The organism is Herbaspirillum sp. NPDC101397, assembly GCF_044767325.1.
In the GTDB taxonomy this organism is placed as follows: Bacteria; Pseudomonadota; Gammaproteobacteria; order Burkholderiales; family Burkholderiaceae_D; genus Herbaspirillum.
This window is the reverse complement of record NZ_JBIWNS010000010.1, coordinates 98,498-119,425: the sequence shown is the minus strand read 5'-3', so window position 1 is coordinate 119,425 and position 20,928 is coordinate 98,498. Positions and strand designations below refer to the sequence as shown.

The window sequence follows — 20,928 nt, the reverse complement described above, 5'->3', positions numbered from 1 at the left end:
GAACCAAGGAAACAAGTCAGCATGGAAAAGATTACCCACTTCATCGGCGGCCGCCGCGTCGACACCAACAGCGACCGCTACGCCGATGTCTTCAACCCTGCTCTGGGCGTGGCAGTCGCACGCGTTGCGCTGGGCACGGCGGAAGAAGTCAATGATGCCGTCACCGCAGCCGCTGCCGCTTTCCCGGCCTGGTCCAACACGCCGCCGCTGACGCGTGCGCGCGTGCTGTTCAAATTCCTGAACCTGATCCAGCAGCATGCCGACGACTTCGCCGCGATTCTCACCCGCGAACACGGCAAGACCTTCTCCGACGCACAAGGCGAAGTCGCGCGCGGCATCGAAGTGGTTGAGTACGCGGTCGGCATTCCACAAATGCTCAAGGGCGAATACACCGACCAGATCGCCCGCGGCATCGACGCCTGGTCGATGCGCCAGGCGCTGGGCGTGGTGGCCGGCATCACGCCGTTCAATTTTCCGGCGATGGTGCCGATGTGGATGTTCCCGATCGCACTGGCCTGTGGCAACTGCTTCATCCTCAAGCCTTCCGAACGCGATCCGTCGGCCTCGCTGCTGATCGCCGAGTTGCTGCAGCAAGCCGGATTGCCTGACGGCGTCTTCAGCGTCATCCAGGGCGACAAGGTCACCGTCGATGCGCTGCTCGATCATCCTAAAGTCAAGGCCATCAGCTTCGTCGGCTCGACGCCGATCGCCGAATACATCTACGCGCGCGGCAGCGCCAAGGGCAAGCGGGTCCAAGCCTTGGGCGGCGCCAAGAATCACATGGTGGTCATGCCGGACGCCGACATGCAAGTCGCGGTCGATGCGCTGATCGGCGCAGCCTACGGTTCGGCCGGTGAGCGCTGCATGGCGATCTCGGTCGCGGTCGCGGTCGGCGACGCCGGCGACAAGCTGGTTTCGGCACTGGCCGAACGCACCCGCAATCTGAAGATCAACGACGGCATGGAAAAGGACGCCGAAATGGGTCCGGTCGTGACCGCGGCAGCAAAGGCGCGTATCGAAGGATTGATCGGCAAGGGCGTCGAGGAAGGCGCAACGCTGGTGGTCGATGGTCGCGGCTTCAAGGTGCCGGGTCGTGAAAACGGTTTCTTCGTCGGCGGCACGCTGTTCGATCACGTCACTCCTGAAATGACTATCTACCAGGAAGAAATTTTCGGACCGGTGTTGTGCGTGGTGCGCGCCCCCGATGTCGCTACCGCAGTCGAGCTCATTAACAATCATGAATACGGCAACGGCGTCGCCGTATTCACACGCGACGGCGGCGTCGCGCGCGAGTTCGTGCGTCAGATCGAAGTCGGCATGGTCGGCGTCAACGTGCCACTGCCGGTGCCGATGGCGTTCAGCAGTTTCGGTGGATGGAAGCGCAGCCTGTTCGGCGACCATCATGTCTACGGTCCGGAAGGCGTGCGTTTTTACACCCGCGCGAAAGCCGTGATGCAGCGTTGGCCGAACACCGCCAGCGCCGGCGCCGAGTTTGCTTTCCCGCAGATGAAGTGAGCTTGAAAGAAAAATGAAAACGGCGATTTCTTCATAGACAAAAAGCGGCATGAGCGAACCTCATGCCGTCGCCGTTTTCAGAACCGGTTTTAACATGTGAATTATTGGTGCGAAAGACGAATTTGATGGTGCAGAACGATACTGAAAATGCACCGTCATCTGCAGAAAGGAAAGATTAAATTCATCAAAAGAAAAATCCCTCCGGGAGGTAATTCACGTAGCATGCAGTAACGCGAAAAAACAAAATGCAGACGTGAAAAAAGACACGATCATGCAGCCATTCGCGGCAGTAAAAATATAAAAACGAACAGAGACATTAATCCAGGAGGAGCAAACATGATCCATCGTCATCATGCATTGCGGCGTTCGCACATTCGCGTGCGCGCAAGGTCGCAAAACCGTCATCTTCACACTGCTTTTACCAAGGTAAACGCGGTGCATTTCCTCATATCCCTGCAATAGCTTTCCCCGTATTTTTTCCTCTGGCGACGTCATGATTTTTCATCGTCACGGGCATGGAACTTGCGTCACAATACCCCGACTCAATTGCTGATCAACCCTTTCAATGCGCAGTCATTTTTTGGAGATGTGAATATGATGAAACGTCGTGATTTTCTCAAGCTGTCCGCCCTCGCCGCACCTGGCGCGCTGTCCTATACCGATGTCTTCGCGCAAGCCGATGCGATCCAGTTCGGTTGCCCTGTTCCTATGTCGGGTCCGTTCGCCGCCAACGGCAAGTACGCCGACATGGGCATGAAGCTGGTGCTGCAAAAATACGGCAAGGTGCTCGGCAAGAATCTGACTTACACCACGCTCGACACCGAAGGAAAACCGGCGACCGCGGTGCGCAAGGTGCAGGAAACAATGGAAAAGGGCACACGCTTTTTCGCCGGCGGCATCCTCTCCGGCGAAGCGCTGGCGATGGGCAAGGAAGCGGAAAAAGGCGGCAGCATTTTCATCACCACCGCAGGCGCCGATGAAATCACCGGCAGCGATTGCAACCGCGCCACATTCCGCTGGTCGGTGCCGACCTTCGGCGCGATCGAACAAACCGTGCGTCCGCTTCTGGAAAAGATGCCCAACGCCAAGCGCTGGTACACCATCACGCCGCAGTACGTGTTCGGAGACGGCTTGCTGAGCGCGGCCAAGGCGATCTTCAAGGAAAAAGGCATCGAGCACGTAGGCAACAGCTACCACTCGCTGGCCGAGAAGGAATTCAGCGGCTACCTCACCAACGCCATGGCTGCCAAACCGGACGTCCTGCTGCTGCTGAACTTCGGCTCGCAATCGTCGGACACGCTGCGCCAGGCGGTCAGCTTCGGCATGAAGAACAACTGTACGATCCTGATGGCCTGGGCTTCGGGCCTGGAACAGTTCGAAACCCTGGGCGCAGACATTTGCGACGGCGTGTATTTCGGCGCGCAATACTGGCACGCCATTGATGCGCCGTTCAACAAGGAATTCGTCAAGACGGTCAACGACGCACTAAAGATTGACCCGAACTACAGCCTGGCCGGCTCCTACATCTGTACCAAGATCGTGCTCGACGCCATCATCAAGGCCAACAGCACCGATCCGAAGGCAGTCATCGCGGCGATGGAAGGCATGAAGTACGAAGGCCTGACCGGCACCGAAGAAATCCGCAAGGGCGATCACCAGGTCATCAAGAACTACTACCTGCTCAAGGGCAAGGCCAAGTCGAAGATGCGCAACAAGAATGACTATGCGGACATCATTTCGTCCGGCAAGTCCTTCCTCGCGCTCGACAAGACGATGTGCAAGCTGGGTTGATTCTGTTGGCGTAAGTTTGTTTCTGCACGGCGCCGTATGCTTCCCTCATACGGCGCCAACTCCGCACATTACTGCAAGCTGCTTGCATAAGCGTTTCGAGGTTTCATGAATATCTATCTGCTGCAAATTGCCAACGGCATCGGCATCGGCATGCTGTATTTCCTGCTCGCGGTGGGCCTGTCCATCGTGTTCGGGCTACTGCGTTTCGTCAATTTTTCGCATGGCGCATTTTTCCTGCTGGGTGCTTATTTCTGCTTCCAGCTTGGCGAAATGGGCGTCAATTTCTGGTGGTCGCTGCTGATCGCGCCCATCGTGGTCGGCTTGTTTGCATTTCTGGTCGAGCGCTTCGTCCTGCGCCACATTTATGCATTGCCCCATCACTTCCATATTCTCTTTACAGTCGGCCTGGCGCTGGTGTTGCAGGAGGCCGTGATCTCTTATTGGGGCCCGCTGGGCAACAATATTTCGCCGCCGGATATCTTGCAGGGCGTGGTCATGGCCGGCGGTTTCGTCTATCCGAAATACCGTCTGTTCGTGATCGCTTTCACCGCTGTGATGGCGCTGCTGTTGTGGTGGATTCTGGAAGGCACGCGCCTCGGTTCCATCGTGCGCGCCGGCAGCGAATCGACCGAAATGGTGTCGCTGCTGGGTCTCAATATTGATCGCATTTTCAGCCTGGTGTTTGCACTGGGCGCGTTCACCGCCGGCCTGGCGGGCGCCCTGGCGGCACCGATCCGCGGCGTCGAACCCTTCATGGGAGTGGAGGCCCTGGGCATCGCGTTCGTGGTGGTGGTGATCGGCGGTCTTGGAAGTTTCTCCGGTGCGCTGGTGGGCGGCATCCTGGTCGGCATCGTGCAAAGCGTCATGAGCACGGTGTGGTCGGAAGGCGCGCATCTGATGATTTATGTGGCGATGGCGGCGGTCATGCTGCTGCGTCCCAACGGCCTGCTCGGCCGCGCCAGCTGAGGAGAGTACCTTGAAACATATCGCTCATTTCCGCTTTACCCTGCTGGTCATCGCCGTGGTCTTGTTGCTGCCGCTGTGCATCGGTTCCGGCACGCTGGCGACCGAAGTATTGATCTATGCGCTGGCCGCACTCGGCTGCAATCTGCTGCTCGGGTATACCGGGCTGATGTCGTTCGGCCAGGGGATTTTCTTCGGCATCGGCAGTTACGCCACCGGTCTGGCGTTGTTGCACCTGAAGGCGCCGCTGCTGATTTCGCTGTTGATCGCCGCACTCATCGGCGGGCTGATTGCGCTGCTGGTCGGCTGGTTCTCGATTCGCCAGCGCGGCACCTATTTCGTCATGCTGACGCTGGCGTTTGCGCAGATGTTCTACTTCCTCGCTTACACGATGAAGGACATCACCGGCGGCGACAACGGCTTGCTCGACATCCCGCGTCCAAACCTATCCGTGCTGGGCCACACGCTGTTGCCGACGACCACGTCCTGGCAGTACTACAGCTTCGTCGCGATCCTGTTCGTGGTGGTGTTCTGGCTGTTGCAGCGCGTGGTGGATTCTGTACTCGGACGCACGCTGCTGGCCGTGCGCGACAACGAGGCGCGCGCGTCTGCGGTTGGCTATGACATCACCCTGCTGAAGCTGGCCGCATTCGTCATCTCCGGTGCCGTGACCGGCCTCGCGGGTGGTTTGCACGCAATGATGACCGGCGTCGCACCGCTGTCCAACATCGAATACCACACCAGCGAATCGATCCTGATCATGACCGTGATCGGCGGCACCGGCAACCTGTTCGCGTCGGTGCTGGGCGCGTCGTTCTACGTGATTGTCGGCAACTGGCTGTCGACGCTGTGGCCGCGCTGGCTGATGCTGCTCGGCTTCCTGCTGATCGGCGTGAGCCTGTACATGCACAAGGGCTTGTACGGCTTGGCGCAATCGCTGTTGCAACGTTTCCGCCCCGGCGCAAAACCGATGGCGGACGTCGCCAAGGAGATCCACTGATGAGTACGCCCATCCTAAAAGCGGTGAACGTCACCAAGCGCTACGGCAAGTTCACCGCCGTCAACAACATCACGCTGGATATCCTGCCGGGCACCGTGCATTCGGTGATCGGCCCCAACGGCGCCGGCAAGACCACGCTGTTCCATACGCTGACCGGCACCACGCCGATCACCGAGGGTAGCATCCTGGTCGAGGGCGAAGAAGTCTCGCACCTGCCCGGCTACAAGCGCGTGCGCAAAGGCCTGGCGCGCTCGTTCCAGGTGACCAGCCTGTTCCCCAACCTGAGCGTGCGCGAGAACCTGCGGCTGGCGGCGCAAGGCACGCGTCCGGCGCAGGCGCTCAATCCATGGAAGCGGCCCGAGTTGCTGCGCCAGGCCTGCGACGTCGCAGAGCAACTGGTGGCGCGCCTGAACCTGCAGGCCGTCGCCGATCGCCTGTCCTCCGAGCTCTCGCACGGCCAGCAACGCCGCCTCGAAGTCGGCATGGCGATGGCGGGTCAGCCGAAGGTGATCTTCCTCGATGAGCCGACCTCCGGCATGGGCATCGACGACATCGCCGAGATGAAGAAACTGATCCACAGCCTGCGCGACAACTACACCGTGGTGCTGATCGAACACAACATGGACATCGTGATGGACATCTCCGACAGCATCACCGTGATGCAGCAGGGACAGATCCTGGCGCAAGGCAAGCCCGACGAAATCCGCAATGACGACCGCGTGCGCCGCGCTTATCTGGGCAGCATGATCACCGGTGGAAAGAACGGAGGAAAAGCATGATCCTCAACGTACAGGACATTCACGGTTATTACGGCAAGAGCCATGTGCTGCAAGGCGTGTCGCTGCAGGTTGCGGCCGGCGAAGTGGTGACGCTGCTGGGCCGCAACGGCGCCGGCAAGAGCACCACCTTGAAGAGCATCGTCGGCGTGGTTCAGCCGCGCCAGGGCAAGGTCATGTTCGAAGGCAACAACGTCGCCGGCCTGCCCGCTTACAAGATCGCTGCGCGCGGCGTGTGCCTGGTGCCGGAACATCGCGGCATCTTCAAGCTGCTGACGGTGGAAGAAAACCTCACCATGGCGGCACGCAAGGATTCGGCCTGGGGACTCGAAGACGTGTACAAGATCTTCCCGCGCCTGAAGGAACGCCGCAAGAACGGCGGCGGCCAGTTGTCCGGCGGCGAGCAGCAGATGCTGGCGATTGCGCGCGCGCTGATGACGCATCCCAAGGTGCTGATGCTGGACGAGCCGGTCGAGGGACTGGCGCCGGTGATCGTCGACGAGATCGTCGCGCAGATCAAACTGATCAAGGCCACCGGCATGTCGATCATCCTGGTCGAGCAGAATCTGGAGGTCTGCACGCAACTGGCGGATCGGCATTACATTGTGGAGCAGGGACGCATTGCCTATACCGCGACCAATGCGGAATTTCTCGCCGACGACAGCGCGAAAGATCGCTATCTTGGCGTGAATTTAGCTGCATGAGTAGCTGCCTGATTTAACCCAAACACTATCGCATTTGACGGAATCATCATGAACACGACAACCAGCATCACCAATTTACGCATCGACGGCAAACGCCTGTGGAACTCGCTGATGGATCTCGGCGCGATCGGCGCGACACCGAAGGGCGGCGTCTGCCGTCTGGCGCTGACCGATCTCGACAAGCAGGGCCGCGATCTCGTCAGCAGCTGGGCCAAACAGGAAGGCATGAGCGTCACGGTCGACCAGATCGGCAACATCTTCATGCGCCGCGCCGGCCGCAATAACGACCTGCCGCCGGTGGTCACCGGCTCGCACATCGATACGCAACCGACCGGCGGCAAGTTCGACGGCAACTACGGCGTGCTGGCCGGCATGGAAGTGATCCGCACGCTGAACCAGCACAACATCCAGACCGAAGCGCCGATCGAAGTCGCGGTGTGGACCAATGAAGAAGGGTCACGTTTCGTGCCGGTGATGATGGGTTCGGGCGTGTTCTGCGGCGCATTCACGCTGGAGCATGCTTACAGCGCGACCGACACTGACGGCAAGAACGTCAAGGATGAATTGACGCGCATCGGCTACATCGGTGAACAGAAGTGCGGCGATCATCCGATCGGCGCGTATTACGAAGCACACATCGAGCAAGGTCCGGTGCTGGAAAACGCCGACACCGTCATCGGCGTGGTGCCGGCCGTGCTGGGCCTGTCATGGTACGACTGCACGGTCACCGGATTCGAATCGCACGCCGGTCCGACGCCGATGGAAATCCGCAAGGACGCGCTGCAAGTGTCGACGTACATCATGCAGGAAGTCGTAGCGATCGCGAACCGCTATCCGCCCTACGGCCGCGGCACCGTCGGCCAGGTGCAAGTGATGCCGAACAGCCGCAACGTGATTCCGGGCCAGGTGAAGTTCTCCATCGACCTGCGCAACGTCAGCGATGAAACCCTGAACCAGATGCACGAAGACTTGCTGGCGTATCTCGAACAAACCCGCCAGAAGACCGGGCTGAAGATCGAGCTGGAACGCGTGTCTTATTTCCCACCCTGCCCTTTCCATCCCGACTGCGTCGGCGAAGTCCGCAATGCGTCGGCGATGCTTGGCTACGCCACCATGGATGTGGTTTCGGGTGCAGGTCACGATGCCATCTACGCCGCGCGCCTGGCTCCGGCCGGGATGATTTTCGTGCCGTGCAAGGATGGCGTCAGCCATAACGAAATCGAGGACGCCAAACCCGAACATCTGGAAGCCGGCGCCAACGTGCTGTTGCATGCGATGCTGGCCAGCGCAAAAGTCGTCGCCTGAATAAAGAACCCGCAAGGAATAGTCATGCCGTTAAAGATTGTCGTCGCCCGCCTCAACCACGAGACCAATACCTTTTCGCCGATCCCGACGCCGCTGGAGGCCTTCCTGCCGCAATGGGATGCCGCGGCCTACCAGGATCAGAAAGGCGCGCGCACTGCGATGGGCGCCTTCCTCGATATCGCTGACGGCCTGTCGGCCACCATCGTGACGCCCTTGTCCGCAACGGCCAACCCGAGCGCAACGGTCGCGGCCGATGCTTATACGTTGATGACCGACGCCATCGTGCGCGCCATCGAAGCCGGTTGCGACGCCATCATGCTCGACCTGCATGGCGCCATGGTGGCGGAGAACGCCGACGACGGCGAAGGCGCGCTGCTGGAACGCATCCGCAAGATCGCCCCGCGCGTGCCGCTGTGCGTGGCGCTCGACCTGCACGGCAACGTCACGCAAAAGATGGTCGACAACGCCGACATCATTGTCAGCTTCAAGACCTATCCGCACATCGACATGTATGAAACCGGAGAACACGCCGGACGTCTGCTGGTGGAATTACTGCGGGAAAAATCGCGCCCCGTCACCGGCTGGCGGCAGGTGCCGCTGCTGTCGGCGACGCTGACCAGCAATACATCAGCCTCGGCAATGCTGCGCGCAGTAGAGCAGGCCAAGCTTGCGGAAAAGCAGACCGGCGTATTGGCGGTATCGGTGCTGGCAGGATTTCCACTGTCCGACTTCCGCGATGCCGGCATGTCGGTGGTGGTGGTGACCGACAACGATGCGGCGCTCGCGCAAACCGTCGCCGACACGATTGCGAAACAGATCTGGGCCGAGCGCGATGATTTCGTCTACGACAGTCAGCCGCTGCGCCACTCATTGGCGCATGCGCGCGAAATCGCTGCGGGTTCGGGCAAGGGCCCGGTGCTGTTGCTTGACCATAGCGACAATGTCATGTCAGGCGGCACCTGCAACACCATGGACGTACTGGAAGCGGCGCTGGCCGAAGGAATGAGCGGCATCGCCGCCGGTCCGATCAGCGATCCGGAAGCGGTCGCGCAATTATTGAAAGCGGGAGTGGGCGGCACAGTCACGCTGGCGGTCGGCAACAAGGTGGCGCTGACGCAGCAGGGCATCGTCAAGACGCCACTGCAACTGACCGGCAAGGTGCTGGCGATCACCGACGGCGTGTTCCGCGTGTCGGGCCCGATCTATACCGGATCAATCATCAACATGGGCAACAGCGTGCTGTTCGATATCGGCGCGGCAAAGATCGTCATCACCGAAGAGCGCGTCGAACCGTATGACCTGGGCGTGTTCACCAGCCTCGGCCTGGATCCGGCAAGCATGGATTACGTCATCCTGAAGTCGCGCATGTATTGCCGCCCAGTGTTCGTGCCGATCAGCAAGGGCCTGGAAGAATGCGACTCCGACAGCGGCGGCCCGACCAGTTCCAACTTCGACCTGTTCCCGATCCGCAAGGTGCGTCGCCCAGTCTATCCGCTCGACGTTGCAACGCCTCCACCCGTCTGACGGTCTGACGGTCTGACGGTCTGACGATCTGAGTAATACGACCATGCCATCGACGAGCGCGCAGGGCCGCAAGGACAGCGCCAAGGCCAGACTGTTGCTGCTCGTCCTCGGTGTGCTGTGGGGACTCAACTGGCCTGCGGTGAAGGTGTCGCTGAGCGGAATTTCGCCATGGACCTTGCGCAGCATCGGCCTCGGCGCTGCGGCGTGCACGCTGTTCGCGCTGGCGTTCGCACGCGGGCGCAGCCTGCATATCAGCCGGCGCGATCGTCCGCACATCGTCATGACGGGACTGCTCAATATCGCGCTGTTCAATATCCTGCTGACCTTCGCACAGCTCGGTGCGGCGACCTCGCGCGTGGCGATCATCACTTATTCCATGCCGTTGTGGGCGACGCTGTTTGCGCGCATTGCACTCGGCGAAAAACTTGATCGCGTGCGCGGCATCAGCCTGGCGTTCGGCGCCGGTGGCCTGGCCGTATTGATCGCGCCATTGATCGGCGGCGGCTTGCTGAATCTGCCTCACGGCATCCTCTACGCATTGGCCGCGGCGCTGACCTGGGCGGCCGGAACCGTCTATATGAAATGGGCCAGGATCAATGCGGAACCGCTGGCGGTCGCCGCCTGGCAATTGCTGATCGGCGCGCTGGTGGCGCTGGCCGGCTTGCTGTCGTTCGAAGGCTGGCCGCACCTGGGCGCGCTGCATCTGACGGTGATGATCGCGCTGGCGTATCACATCTTTTTCGGCATGGCCGCGGCCTATATCCTGTGGTTCGAAATCATTGCCAGATTGCCGGCCGGCGTCGCCGCATTGGGCACTTTGCTGGTGCCGGTGGTCGGCGTCAGCAGTGCGGTGTTGCTGCTCGGTGACCGGCCCAGCATGCCCGACCTGGTTGGCTTCGCGCTGATCTTCGGCGCCGCCGTTTGCGTGCTGCTGCCCACGGGGTCCCTGCGCCTGAACAGGGCCTGATCAGCTCTGCGCTGTCTGCAGAGAATTGACGAAGGCGGTCTTGAGCACGTGATGCGGCACGTAGAGCAAATCCGTCACCGTCTCCGGCGCCAACGCGCGCGAAAAGAAAAATCCCTGTCCGAAATCGCAACCGATGTTGCGCAGGTGGTCGACCTGCATCTCGGTCTCGGTTCCTTCCGCCACCACCTCGATGCCGAGATTGCGCGCCAGCGTCATGATGGTCTGCACGATCTGCAAGCGCTCGTGATCCTCGTTCATGCGCATGACGAAGGAACGATCGATCTTCAACACGTCCAGCGGGAAACGGTGCAGGTAACTCAGGGATGAATAGCCGGTGCCGAAATCGTCAACGCTGAAGCGCACGCCGATCTCGCGTAGTTGCGACAGGATACGGATGGTGCGCTCGACGTCGCCCATGGTCACGCTCTCGGTGATCTCCAGGCGCAGCGTATTGGGATCGATGCCGGTCTCGGCGACGATCTGCTTGATCTGGTCCACCAGATTCGGCTGGACGAACTGGCGCGGTGAAATATTGACGCTGATGGTGAGCGGTTTGGCGCGCGGGAATTGCCGGTGCCATTGATGCATCTGGCGGCAGGCTTCGCGCAGCACCCACATGCCGATGTAGAGGATCAGGCCGGTGTCTTCGGCGACATCGATGAAGTCGCCCGGATAGACCAGCTCGTCCGGCCCACGCTGCCAGCGCACCAGCGCTTCGACACCGACGATGGTGCCGCCCTGCAGCTCGATGATGGGCTGGTAGTGCAGCACGAATTCGTTGTTCTTCAGGGCATGGCGCAAGGCGGTCTCGATGGTGAGGCGGCTGACCGCCCCCTTGCGCATGCTGCGGTCGAACACTTCGTAGCGGCTCTCGCCCATCGACTTGGCGCGGTACAGCGCCAGATCGGCGTCTCGCAGGACTTCATCAGCCAGGGTGTGGCCGACGTCGCCGAACACAATGCCGGTGCTGGCGCTGGCGTAGATCTCCTGGTCACGGATCAGGAACGGCAAGGCCATCGCTGCCTGGATGCGCTCGGCGATGCGCACCGCTTCGCCGACGTCATCGATATCGCTCAGCAGCACAGTGAATTCATCGCCACCCATGCGCGCCAGCGTGTAGCTGGGGCTGACGCCGTCGACGCGCAAGGTGTCGGGGGAGGAAGGCGCGGCGGGGTGATCCGGACGCAAGGCATTCCTGAGACGCGCCGCCACCTGGATGATCATGCGGTCGCCGGCGAGGTGGCCGAGGCTGTCGTTGACGATCTTGAAACGGTCGAGATCGATGAACAGCACCGCAAAGCGCGCGTTGTCGTCATCCCACTGGCGCTGCAGCGCCAGGTCCAGCTGCTGCAGGAACAGGTTGCGATTGGGCAGGCCGGTCAGTGCATCATGCGAGGCATCGTGCGCCAGCCGTCGCATTGCCTGCGCGCGCTCGGCGACGTGCCCCAGGCGCGTGCCGATCTGGCGCATCAGGTTCATCAGGCGCAGCAAGTGGTCGTCCAGCGAGAGGATGCGCACTGAGAAAAATTCCAGCACCGCCACAACATCTCCACCGCTCATCACCGGAAAGGCGATTGCCGCGCGGATGCCTGCCGACCGTGCGACGTCGGCGCGCAGCGCATCGCGATCGGCGCCGAGATTGACGATCCAGACCGGCGCGGCCTCCGCGAGCACGCGGCCGGGCAGGTCCTGCTCGGCGAGGAATTGCGGGTCGCCGGACATGCAGCGGAAGGCGGAAAATTCAGGCCGGTGGGCGCCATGCCAGATACCGCTTGAAACCAGGGCGGATGGTCTGGCGCTTTTGCGCACGTGGAAACAATGACCCAGCGGCCAGCCGGTGTAGCGGCAGATCTCGTCGACGGCGAATTGCAACGCCTGCTCGAACGTGTCGGCTTCGTTGGCGGCCGCGGTGACGGCTTCCAACACTTGCAATCGGCGCAGGCTGCTTTCCGTGGCGGCATCGGCCTGCAGGCGGGCATCGCGGTCACGCACCAGCGACTGCGTCAGTTTCTCTAATTCCGCGGCATGCGCTGCCACGTCCGGTTTTGTTGTCATGTGATCGTGAGAGTGATCGTGAAGCGAACAAGACGGCAGCCATGCGCATTGCCGTAGTGCACTTCCGAAGCACTGGATTATAGCGGCACGTTGTCACTATTGCATGAAGGCATTTCGCTCATGCCGGCTTAATTTGCCCCAATCCTGACGCAGAGTTGACAAAAGGCCATACAAACCATCGCTCACCTGCGATTTGAAGCCATTTCGCTGTGATACGCTGAACCGATAACAATAATTCAACGCCCGCGCATACCGGCGCGGAAATGAAAAGCAGTACGGGAAAAGGAGACGGCCATGAAGAACTACAGGATAGGTGTACGGCTCGGTATCGGTTTTGTGGCGATGCTGATGTTGATGGCGGTCATGGTGGGTATCGGCGTATGGCGCCTGCAAGGCATCGGCGACGCCACCGACGACATGGTCAAAAATGCCCTGCAAAAAGAACGCGACGCCTCCCGATGGCACGCCGCCATCAAGGAAAACGGCGTACGCACCTTCGCCGTGATGCGCAGCGACGACGCCGAATTCCAGAAATACTTCCAGACCCAGATCGATGCCGAGTCGAAGAAGGTCAGCGATACCCAGAAACGGGTGGAGGCGGCGATTTCGTCACCGGAAGAAAAACAGCTGTTCGACGAAGTCGGCAAGCTGCGTACCGCCTATCGCACCGCGCGGGAAGATATTTTCAAGATGAAGGCAGCCGGAAACGCAGAGGAAGCCAAACAGCTGACCAACACCAAGTTGGTCAAGATGATGGACGATTACTCCGGCAGCGTATTGAAGTACGCCAACTACCAGACCGAGATCATCAATCTGGCCGCGCAACGTATCAACGACAGTTATCAATCGGGACGCACCCTGCTGCTCAGCCTGGGGATGATCGAACTGATCCTCGGCGGGCTCCTCGGCTGGCTGCTGACGCTGAGCATCACGCGTCCGCTCAACCAGGCGGTGAACATCGCCGAGACGGTGGCCTCGGGCGACCTGACCTCGCACATCGACGGCAGCGGCAAGGATGAAACCAGCAAGTTGCTGCAGGCGCTCAAGACCATGAACGACAACCTGCTCAATATCGTCGGCGAAGTACGCAGCGGCACCGACACCATCGCCACCGCCTCGAGCGAGATCGCCAGCGGCAATCTCGACCTGTCGGCGCGCACCGAAAGCCAGGCCGGCGCGCTGGAAGAAACCGCCTCGGCCATGGAAGAACTGACCTCGACCGTGAAGCAGAACGCCGACAACGCACGCCAGGCTAACCAGCTCGCGGTATCCGCATCCGAAGTCGCGGTGCAGGGCGGCAGCGTGGTGGGCCGGGTGGTCGATACCATGGGTGCGATCAATGAATCATCGAAGAAGATTGTCGACATCATCAGCGTGATCGACGGCATCGCCTTCCAGACCAACATCCTGGCGCTGAATGCCGCAGTGGAAGCAGCGCGCGCCGGTGAACAGGGCCGCGGCTTTGCGGTGGTGGCATCGGAAGTGCGCAGCCTGGCGCAGCGCTCGGCGGCGGCGGCGAAGGAAATCAAGGCGCTGATCGACGACTCGGTGGAAAAGGTAGGTTCCGGCAGCAGGCTGGTCGAACAGGCCGGCGCCACCATGACCGAAGTGGTCGCCAGCGTCAAACGCGTGACCGACATCGTCGGCGAAATCAGTTCGGCCAGTCAGGAACAGAGCGACGGCATCGAGCAGGTCAACCGCGCCATCACGCAGATGGATGAAACCACGCAGCAGAACGCCGCACTGGTGGAGCAGGCCGCAGCGGCAGCGCAATCGCTGCAGGATCAGGCCAGTACGCTGACCCAGGTGGTCAGCGTGTTCAAGCTGGATAATACCGGCGTGGCGGTCAAGCCGGCGCTGCGCACCGTCGATATCACGCCGCAGCGCAAGCCGGCTGCAACGATGCGCGCGCGCGTACTGAAAGCGGATACACCCAAGCTGAAGCAGGCGCCGGCGCAGGTCCCCGCCAAGGCATCGGAAGGGGACTGGGAACAGTTCTGATGGTGATGTTCAACTCGAGATTCAGCTAGAAATTCGGCTGAGAGTACTCAGATCTGGAAGCCCCATGAAAAACGCCGGCATGCAGCCGGCGTTTTTTGTTGCTGAACCAGATACCTGCCTCAGGCGGCCAGCGCCTTTTCCAGCAGCTGATGCAGTTCGGCGAACTGCGGCTCGCCGACATAGCGCTTGAGGATGCTGCCATCCTTGCCGATGACGAAGGTGGTCGGGGTCAGCTTGACGTCGCCGAAGGCCTTGGCCAGCGTGTCTTGCGGATCAAGCGCAACCTTGAACGGCAGCTTGCGGGTCTCGGTGTAGTTGAGGACGTAGTTCGGCGGATCGTAGCTCATGGCGACGGCGACGAAGTCCAGGCCCTGGTCCTTGTACTTGTTGTAGGTCGAAATCATCTGCGGCATTTCGCCGATGCAGGTAGTGCAGCTGGTGGCCCAGAAGTTGACCATCACGACCTTGCCGCGCAAGTCCTTGAGTGCGACCTTTTGACCGTCCAGCTTGACGAAGGTGACGTCCGGAGCGGCGTTGCGCGCCGACAGCGAACTGTAGCCGAACAGGGCGACGGCGGCGACGACGGCCAGTCCGCCCAGCTTGAGGCCGAGGCGACGACGGGGCGCGGCAGCGGCTGCGGGCATTGATGAAGTGGCGTTTTTGGCTTCCATGTTCTTTCCGTAGCGGTATTGCCGGATGACAAGGCGACAACATGAAGCATGTGTCAGCCATCCGGAAACATCAGTCGATCAACACATTATAGACGCGCCATGAAAAAGCCGCCGGGCCATGAATAATCACGGACCCGGCGGCTCCGGCCTGCTGCAGAGACTTGCCCTGCGGCGGGCTCAGCTTACTTGGCCGGATCCGGCGGCGCCTGGCGGGAATACTGCTTGAGTTCTTCTTCCGAGATGTATTCGTACAGCGTCACGACCTTTTGCACGCCGCTCACGCCGCTGGCGATATCCGCCCCACGCTTGCCTTCGCGTTCCGTCACGCGTCCCATCATGTAGACGATGCCGCGTTCGGTAGTGACCTTGAATGCGCTGGAATACAGATCCTTGGCGTCAACCAGGCTGGCCAGCACCTTGCTGGTCACGAGCGCATCGCCGGAACGCGCCGAGAAGTTGGACGAACCGGAAATGGCGAGTTCATTGTAGACGGTCTCAACGCCGGGCAAGCTCTTGATTTCACGTTCGGCGGCGGCCTTGGATGCTTCGTCAGGCACCTCGCCGCTCAGCAGGACCTTGCGGTTGAAGCTGGTGACGTTGACGTGGGAGCCCTGCGGCACGACGCCGGGGATGTTCGCTTCGCCCTTGACCACGATGGACTTGTCCTCGGTCTGCGCGCCCAGCGTGCGGCGATCGGTAGCGGCAAAAGTGCCGGCCAGCAAACCGCCGGCCAGTACGCCGAAGCAGCCCTGCAAACCGATTGCCAGCATGCCGCATACGGCGGCGGCCGCCAGCGGACGGCGCAACTTCAACAACGTGGTCCAGCCAGCCTTGACATCATTCATACACATCACCTCCAAAGAGCGCGACATCGATACCGTCGCAAATACAATGTAAAGTCAGCAGATGTACTTCCTGGATGCGCGCGGTACGGTCATGCGGCACACAAATATGCACATCGGCATCGGTCAGTTTCTTGCCGATGGCGCCACCGCCCTTGCCGGTCAGCGCCACCACGCGCATGTCGCGTTCCTGAGCGACCTCGATCGCCGCCAGCACATTGCCGGAATTGCCCGAGGTGGAGAAAGCCAGCAACACGTCGCCGGCCTGGCCGAAGGCCTGGACCTGCTTCGAGAAGATTTCCAGGTAGCTGTAGTCGTTGCCGACTGCGGTCAGGATCGAAGTGTCCGTCGTCAATGCCAGCGCCGGCAGCGGCAGGCGCTCGCGTTCAAAACGACCGACCAGTTCAGCGGCGAAATGCTGACAGTCCGCTGCCGAACCGCCGTTGCCGCAGGCAAGAATCTTGTTGCCATTCGACAGCGCCGTGAACATAAGTTCAATCGCCTGCTCGATCGGCTGCGCCAGCACGGCGCCGGCGTGGATCTTGAGTTCGGCGCTTTCCTGGAAATGCGAAAGGATACGTTGATTGGTCATGGTGCGAGTAAATTTAACGATGCATGAAGAGCGACATTGTCTGGCGCGTCCGCCCGGGTTGCCGGCCTGGAACCGGCAGGCCGCGGCAGACAGTGCCAATAAGCCCGGCAATTATAGTGTAGTTGGGCGGCGGCTCCGCCGATGCAAGCGGCGAAGAAGCGTATCAATAGGCGTCCGGACTTGCTTCCACGGCATTTTTCAGCCAGTGCATGCGATCGTGGTCGTAGCCGATCACGTCAAAGCGGCAAGCCGGCGGCATGCGGTAGCGTTGCAGGAAAATCTGGGCCGCAACGATCAGGCGGCGCTGCTTGGCGCGTGTGACGCTGGCCAGTGCGCCGCCGTAGCTGTCCTTGCTGCGCTTGCGCACCTCGACGAACACCAGCGTGTCGCCATCCTGCATGATGAGATCGATTTCGCCACCCTTGCAGCGGAAGTTGCGCTCGACCTGGCGCAGCCCCTCGCCTTGCAGGAACGCCAGCGCGGCATCCTCGGCGGCGTCGCCGCTGACTTGCTTGCTGGTGCGCGGAGCGGTGTCGGCCTTGCCGCGCAGCCGGTCGAACAAGGCCATGCGCGCTCAGCGCTGGTTGGCCACCGGCACCGCGATGCCGTCCTGGTAGACGGCCTGGGTTTCCTTGCGTTGGAAATAGGTGGCGCCGGCGCCCATGTTGACGTTGATCTGGCCGGTCACGCCATCGATGTCGAAGCCGGAGTGCTGCGCGGCGATTTCACTGGCGACCCGGAAGGCGTCGATGCCGAGCGCGTACAGACGCTCAAGGTCGGCGTTGGGCTTGCCGTCGATATTGGCGACCGAGCGCGGATACGCCGCCACAGCGGCATGGTCGGCCTGCAATTGCCACGGCATGTCGACCAGGTGCACGCCGTCAAGCTCGGGCAAACGGCTGTCGTTGGCCGGCGGTGCGGTGTTGGTGGCGGCCGCTTTCGCTGCCGCATTGATTGCTGCCGTCGCCGTCGCCAGCGTCAGGGGATTGAGCTGGGAAGTGCCATAAAGTGGAATCTCGTTGCCGATGGCGCTGCGCAGCTGGATAGTCTGCGCGGCATCGAGTGCGACGAACAGCAGCGCCGGTTTTTCCGCCTGGATGCGCTGACCGAGTTGCGCCAGGCCACTGGCGCTGAGCGCATTGTTGGGCACGCTCAGTTCCAGATTGTCGACCGTCAGACCGATCTGCCGGGCCTGCTGTGTGAAGGCCTTGGCGGCGCGGCGTTGCCAGGCGATGTTGGTGGAGATCGAAAAGATCTTGCCGGGCGTCTTGACGCGTTCGGTCCAGGCCGCGACCTGGCGCGCTTCATCCTCGATCGACAAACCCATCAGCAGCAGTTGGCGCGGCAGGCGCTGATCGGCGCCGTCGGGAAGATCCGGCTGCGCCAGCGCGATGGTCGGCTTGACGATATTGTTCGATTGCGCCAGCGCGGTCACGGCGCTGCGCGCCAGCGGGCCGACGATGATGTCGTACTTGACGGCGGCGTCGTTGTACGCGCTCAGGACGTCCTGCACCGAGTCGCCGGTTTCGATGATGGTGATGACGAGATTGTCGCGCGTGCGTTCGGAGGCGGTCAGGAAACCGGTGCGCACCGCATCGGCGGCGGCGCCGAATACGCTGGAGCGCAGCGGCAGCAGCAGCGCCAGGCGTTTGGGTGGCGGCGCGTTGTCGCTTTGTGCGAGCGGCGCCGGTTCAGCCGGGGCATTTTCCGCAACGGTTGTATTTGCCTGCACGGAAGCGCACAATCCGCTCAGCATGACAGTCTGCAAGATGACTTTCGCCCATTTTCCCAACATTATTTTCTCCAATGAGTCACCCCAACTCCAGCGCGGCAGCCGCGTCGTCAGTCCTGAGCGAGGCCGCGCAGCAGACGTATCCTGAGTCGGCATTATATGTGCTGGCCACGCCCATCGGAAATGTTTGCGATGTGACGTTGCGCGCTTTGCACGTCCTGGCCATCGCCGACGCGGTCGCCTGCGAAGACACCCGCAACACCAGCCACCTGCTTACGCGCTACGGCATCAGCCAGACGCTGATCGCGGCGCACGAGCACAACGAGCGCGAGGCCGCCGAGAAGATCATCGCGCGCCTGCAGCAGGGCCAGCGCATCGCCTTGGTGTCGGACGCCGGAACGCCGGCGGTGTCGGATCCGGGCGCGCGCATCGTCGAGGCCGTACGCGCGGCGGGACTGCGGGTAGTACCGCTGCCGGGCGCATCGGCGGCGGTGACGGCGCTGTCGGCGAGCGGACTGGTCAACGATGCTTTCCGCTTCGTCGGCTTCTTGCCAAATAAATCAAAACAGCGCGAACATGCACTGCAAAAACTGGCGGGTGATACGGCCACGCTGGTGTTCTATGAAGCGCCGCATCGCATCGTCGAGACCATCGATGCGCTGCGGCTGGCCTTCGGTCCCGAGCGCCACGTCGTCCTGGGACGCGAACTGACCAAGCTGTTTGAAACCGTGCACCGTTGCCCGCTGGCCGAAGCGCCGGCCTGGCTGGCCGAGGATGCCAACCGACAGCGCGGCGAGTTCGTGGTGCTGGTGGAAGGCGCACCAGCGGCCGGCGACGACAACGACGCTGAAGCCGAACGCGTGTTGCGTATCCTGCTGGAAGAATTGCCGCTGAAGCAGGCGGCCGGATTGGCCGCGCAAATCACCGGCCAAAAGAAAAACGCGCTCTATGAGCGCGCTCTTCAGATCAAGGATGCGGGTGAAGCGTCGACGTGACGCCCCGTGCACTGATCTCAGTGCACGGTCGATTTTGAAAACAGGTTGAGCACGACCACGCCGACCAGGATCAATGCCATGCCGATGATGGCGGGCAGGTCCAGCGATTGGCCGTACAGGAAGTACGCCACCACCGAAATCAGCACAATCCCCAACCCCGACCAGATCGCGTAGACGATGCCGACCGGGATCGATTTCAACGTCAGCGACAGACACAGAAAAGCCACCGCATAGCCGATCACCACCATGATCGACGGCAGCAGGCGGGTAAACCCTTCGGCCGCGCGCAGGGCGGAGGTGGCAATGACTTCGGCCACGATGGCGATGCCCAGCAATAAATAGGGATGCATGTGTCTGTCCTGTAACGTGAGTTGAAGCGAATCAGCGTTCGACCACGAACGGCGTCACGCTGCTGCGTTGACGCACCACCTGGGCGGCGTCCATGGCCGCCGGGCGAGTAGCGTAAGGGCCGGCGTACAAGCGATACAGACCGTTGACGACGACCGTTTCCATTTTCTCAACAGCGCCGCCGAGGCCTTGCATCAGCTTGTCGCGCGCAGCCAGGGCGTTGGCTTCCTGCGCATAGGCGCCGAACTGCAGGTAGAAACCGCTGGCCAGCGCTGCGCCTGCGGGAGCTGAGGCTGAGGCTGGTGAAGAGGAAAAGGCCGCGACCGCCGGCGCAGTCGTCATCGCCACCGGCATGATCTGTCCGGGTGGCGCCACACTGCCGACCGATACAGGTTCTGCCACAGGCGCGGCGGCGGCGGTATCCGGAATGCCATTGCGCTTGTTCTCGGCCATGCGCGTGATTTCATCTGGCAGCAGGCGCTCGACTTCCAGTTCGCTGCTGCCGGACGACAGGTAGCCCAGCTTGAGCGCTGCGGTATAGGACAAGTCGATGATGCGCGTGGAATGGAACGGTCCGCGGTCGTTGATCCGCACGATCACCTGCGCGCCGGTCTTGAGGTTGGTGACGCGCGCATAGGACGGGATCGGCAACGTCGGATGCGCGGCCGACATCTTGTACATGTCGTAGAGCTCGCCCGATGATGTCTTCTGGCCGTGGAATTTCTTGCCGTACCAGCTGCCGATGCCGCGTTGCTTGAACGGACGGTTATCGCTGATGGGGGTGTAGGTCTTGCCGAAGACAGTGTACGGACGCAGCGCCGATTTCGAATACGGCTCGACGCGTGGTTCGGCGTCAGGAGTCTCGAGCAAGCCTTCCGGCGGCTGGTCGCCCGGACCGTCGTCCTTGTAATAGCCGCCGCGGCCGGAGCCCGCAGCAGGCAGCGCCGGCAATGGCTTGCCGTTGGCGCTGCGCGCCACCGGTGTCGGGCTCGACGTCGCCGACGGCGACGGATTGAGTGGCGGCGCGCTGCTGCACGCCGCCAGCGCCAGCGGCGCCAATAAGGACAACCAGCGCATCACGCGCGGCGTCGAGACAAGAAAATCCCGCATTTGCAATGTTCCCTGAGCTTGTATTGTTGTGTGACTT

19 protein-coding genes are annotated in these 20,928 nt (G+C 61.6%); 11 read left to right on the top strand and 8 right to left on the bottom strand.

Annotated elements, in window-relative coordinates:
* Positions 1-21 precede the first annotated feature (21 nt).
* The 9 genes from ACIROW_RS22255 to ACIROW_RS22215 all read left to right on the top strand — a co-directional run bounded on the left by ACIROW_RS22255 (position 22) and on the right by ACIROW_RS22215 (position 10,545).
* Positions 22-1,515: a CoA-acylating methylmalonate-semialdehyde dehydrogenase gene (locus tag ACIROW_RS22255; RefSeq protein ID WP_402278957.1), complete on the top strand. Its 1,494-nt coding sequence runs from the start codon at positions 22-24 to the stop codon at positions 1,513-1,515.
* A gap of 597 nt (positions 1,516-2,112) precedes the next feature.
* The gene (locus ACIROW_RS22250; RefSeq protein ID WP_402278974.1) at positions 2,113-3,306 is read left to right on the top strand and encodes an ABC transporter substrate-binding protein; all 1,194 of its coding nucleotides are present in this window, start codon (positions 2,113-2,115) and stop codon (positions 3,304-3,306) included.
* Between the two features lie 105 nt (positions 3,307-3,411).
* Positions 3,412-4,272 (top strand): branched-chain amino acid ABC transporter permease, encoded by an 861-nt coding sequence (locus ACIROW_RS22245; RefSeq protein WP_402278955.1) that lies wholly within the window; start codon positions 3,412-3,414, stop codon positions 4,270-4,272.
* A gap of 10 nt (positions 4,273-4,282) precedes the next feature.
* Positions 4,283-5,269, top strand: a complete 987-nt coding sequence (locus tag ACIROW_RS22240; protein WP_402278953.1) for a branched-chain amino acid ABC transporter permease — start codon at positions 4,283-4,285, stop codon at positions 5,267-5,269.
* Positions 5,269-6,048 carry an ABC transporter ATP-binding protein gene (locus ACIROW_RS22235; protein WP_402278951.1) on the top strand — a complete coding sequence of 260 codons (780 nt, stop codon included), beginning with the start codon at positions 5,269-5,271 and terminating at the stop codon, positions 6,046-6,048. The genes ACIROW_RS22240 and ACIROW_RS22235 overlap by 1 nt, the downstream gene beginning before the upstream one ends.
* Positions 6,045-6,749, top strand: coding sequence for an ABC transporter ATP-binding protein (locus tag ACIROW_RS22230; protein WP_016833809.1), 705 nt, complete (start codon positions 6,045-6,047; stop codon positions 6,747-6,749). The genes ACIROW_RS22235 and ACIROW_RS22230 overlap by 4 nt, the downstream gene beginning before the upstream one ends.
* 48 nt (positions 6,750-6,797) lie before the next feature.
* Positions 6,798-8,054 (top strand): Zn-dependent hydrolase, encoded by a 1,257-nt coding sequence (locus ACIROW_RS22225; protein ID WP_402278949.1) that lies wholly within the window; start codon positions 6,798-6,800, stop codon positions 8,052-8,054.
* A 24-nt stretch (positions 8,055-8,078) separates the two neighbouring features.
* On the top strand, positions 8,079-9,578 hold the full coding sequence (locus ACIROW_RS22220; RefSeq protein ID WP_402278947.1) for a M81 family metallopeptidase: 1,500 nt from the start codon (positions 8,079-8,081) through the stop codon (positions 9,576-9,578).
* A 43-nt stretch (positions 9,579-9,621) separates the two neighbouring features.
* On the top strand, positions 9,622-10,545 hold the full coding sequence (locus tag ACIROW_RS22215; protein WP_402278945.1) for a DMT family transporter: 924 nt from the start codon (positions 9,622-9,624) through the stop codon (positions 10,543-10,545).
* Here the strand turns inward: ACIROW_RS22215 and ACIROW_RS22210 are convergent, their stop codons facing one another.
* Positions 10,546-12,600, bottom strand: coding sequence for a putative bifunctional diguanylate cyclase/phosphodiesterase (locus tag ACIROW_RS22210; protein ID WP_402278943.1), 2,055 nt, complete (start codon positions 12,598-12,600; stop codon positions 10,546-10,548).
* 294 nt (positions 12,601-12,894) lie between these two features.
* Between ACIROW_RS22210 and ACIROW_RS22205 the strand changes: the two genes are divergently transcribed.
* Positions 12,895-14,601 carry a methyl-accepting chemotaxis protein gene (locus ACIROW_RS22205; RefSeq protein WP_402278941.1) on the top strand — a complete coding sequence of 569 codons (1,707 nt, stop codon included), beginning with the start codon at positions 12,895-12,897 and terminating at the stop codon, positions 14,599-14,601.
* A 119-nt stretch (positions 14,602-14,720) separates the two neighbouring features.
* Here the strand turns inward: ACIROW_RS22205 and ACIROW_RS22200 are convergent, their stop codons facing one another.
* From ACIROW_RS22200 to ACIROW_RS22180, 5 genes are all read right to left on the bottom strand, one after another.
* Positions 14,721-15,245 carry a peroxiredoxin family protein gene (locus ACIROW_RS22200; RefSeq protein ID WP_402278972.1) on the bottom strand — a complete coding sequence of 175 codons (525 nt, stop codon included), beginning with the start codon at positions 15,243-15,245 and terminating at the stop codon, positions 14,721-14,723.
* Positions 15,246-15,454: 209 nt separating this feature from the next.
* Positions 15,455-16,117, bottom strand: a complete 663-nt coding sequence (locus tag ACIROW_RS22195; RefSeq protein ID WP_402278939.1) for a BON domain-containing protein — start codon at positions 16,115-16,117, stop codon at positions 15,455-15,457.
* Entirely contained in the window at positions 16,110-16,706 is a 597-nt protein-coding gene (locus ACIROW_RS22190) for a phosphoheptose isomerase (protein WP_402278938.1), read from the bottom strand. Before ACIROW_RS22190 ends, ACIROW_RS22195 begins: the two co-directional genes overlap by 8 nt.
* 163 nt (positions 16,707-16,869) lie before the next feature.
* Positions 16,870-17,274 carry a YraN family protein gene (locus ACIROW_RS22185; protein ID WP_402278936.1) on the bottom strand — a complete coding sequence of 135 codons (405 nt, stop codon included), beginning with the start codon at positions 17,272-17,274 and terminating at the stop codon, positions 16,870-16,872.
* 6 nt (positions 17,275-17,280) lie between these two features.
* On the bottom strand, positions 17,281-18,501 hold the full coding sequence (locus ACIROW_RS22180; RefSeq protein ID WP_402278934.1) for a penicillin-binding protein activator: 1,221 nt from the start codon (positions 18,499-18,501) through the stop codon (positions 17,281-17,283).
* Between the two features lie 11 nt (positions 18,502-18,512).
* On the opposite strand from ACIROW_RS22180, the gene rsmI reads away from it, so the two are divergent.
* Positions 18,513-19,433 carry a 16S rRNA (cytidine(1402)-2'-O)-methyltransferase gene (gene rsmI, locus ACIROW_RS22175; RefSeq protein WP_402278932.1) on the top strand — a complete coding sequence of 307 codons (921 nt, stop codon included), beginning with the start codon at positions 18,513-18,515 and terminating at the stop codon, positions 19,431-19,433.
* A 17-nt stretch (positions 19,434-19,450) separates the two neighbouring features.
* Here the strand turns inward: rsmI and ACIROW_RS22170 are convergent, their stop codons facing one another.
* Both ACIROW_RS22170 and ACIROW_RS22165 read right to left on the bottom strand, forming a co-directional pair.
* The gene (locus ACIROW_RS22170; protein ID WP_016833797.1) at positions 19,451-19,783 is read right to left on the bottom strand and encodes an SMR family transporter; all 333 of its coding nucleotides are present in this window, start codon (positions 19,781-19,783) and stop codon (positions 19,451-19,453) included.
* Between the two features lie 31 nt (positions 19,784-19,814).
* Positions 19,815-20,891: a septal ring lytic transglycosylase RlpA family protein gene (locus ACIROW_RS22165; protein WP_402278930.1), complete on the bottom strand. Its 1,077-nt coding sequence runs from the start codon at positions 20,889-20,891 to the stop codon at positions 19,815-19,817.
* Between the last annotated feature and the right edge of the window lie 37 nt (positions 20,892-20,928).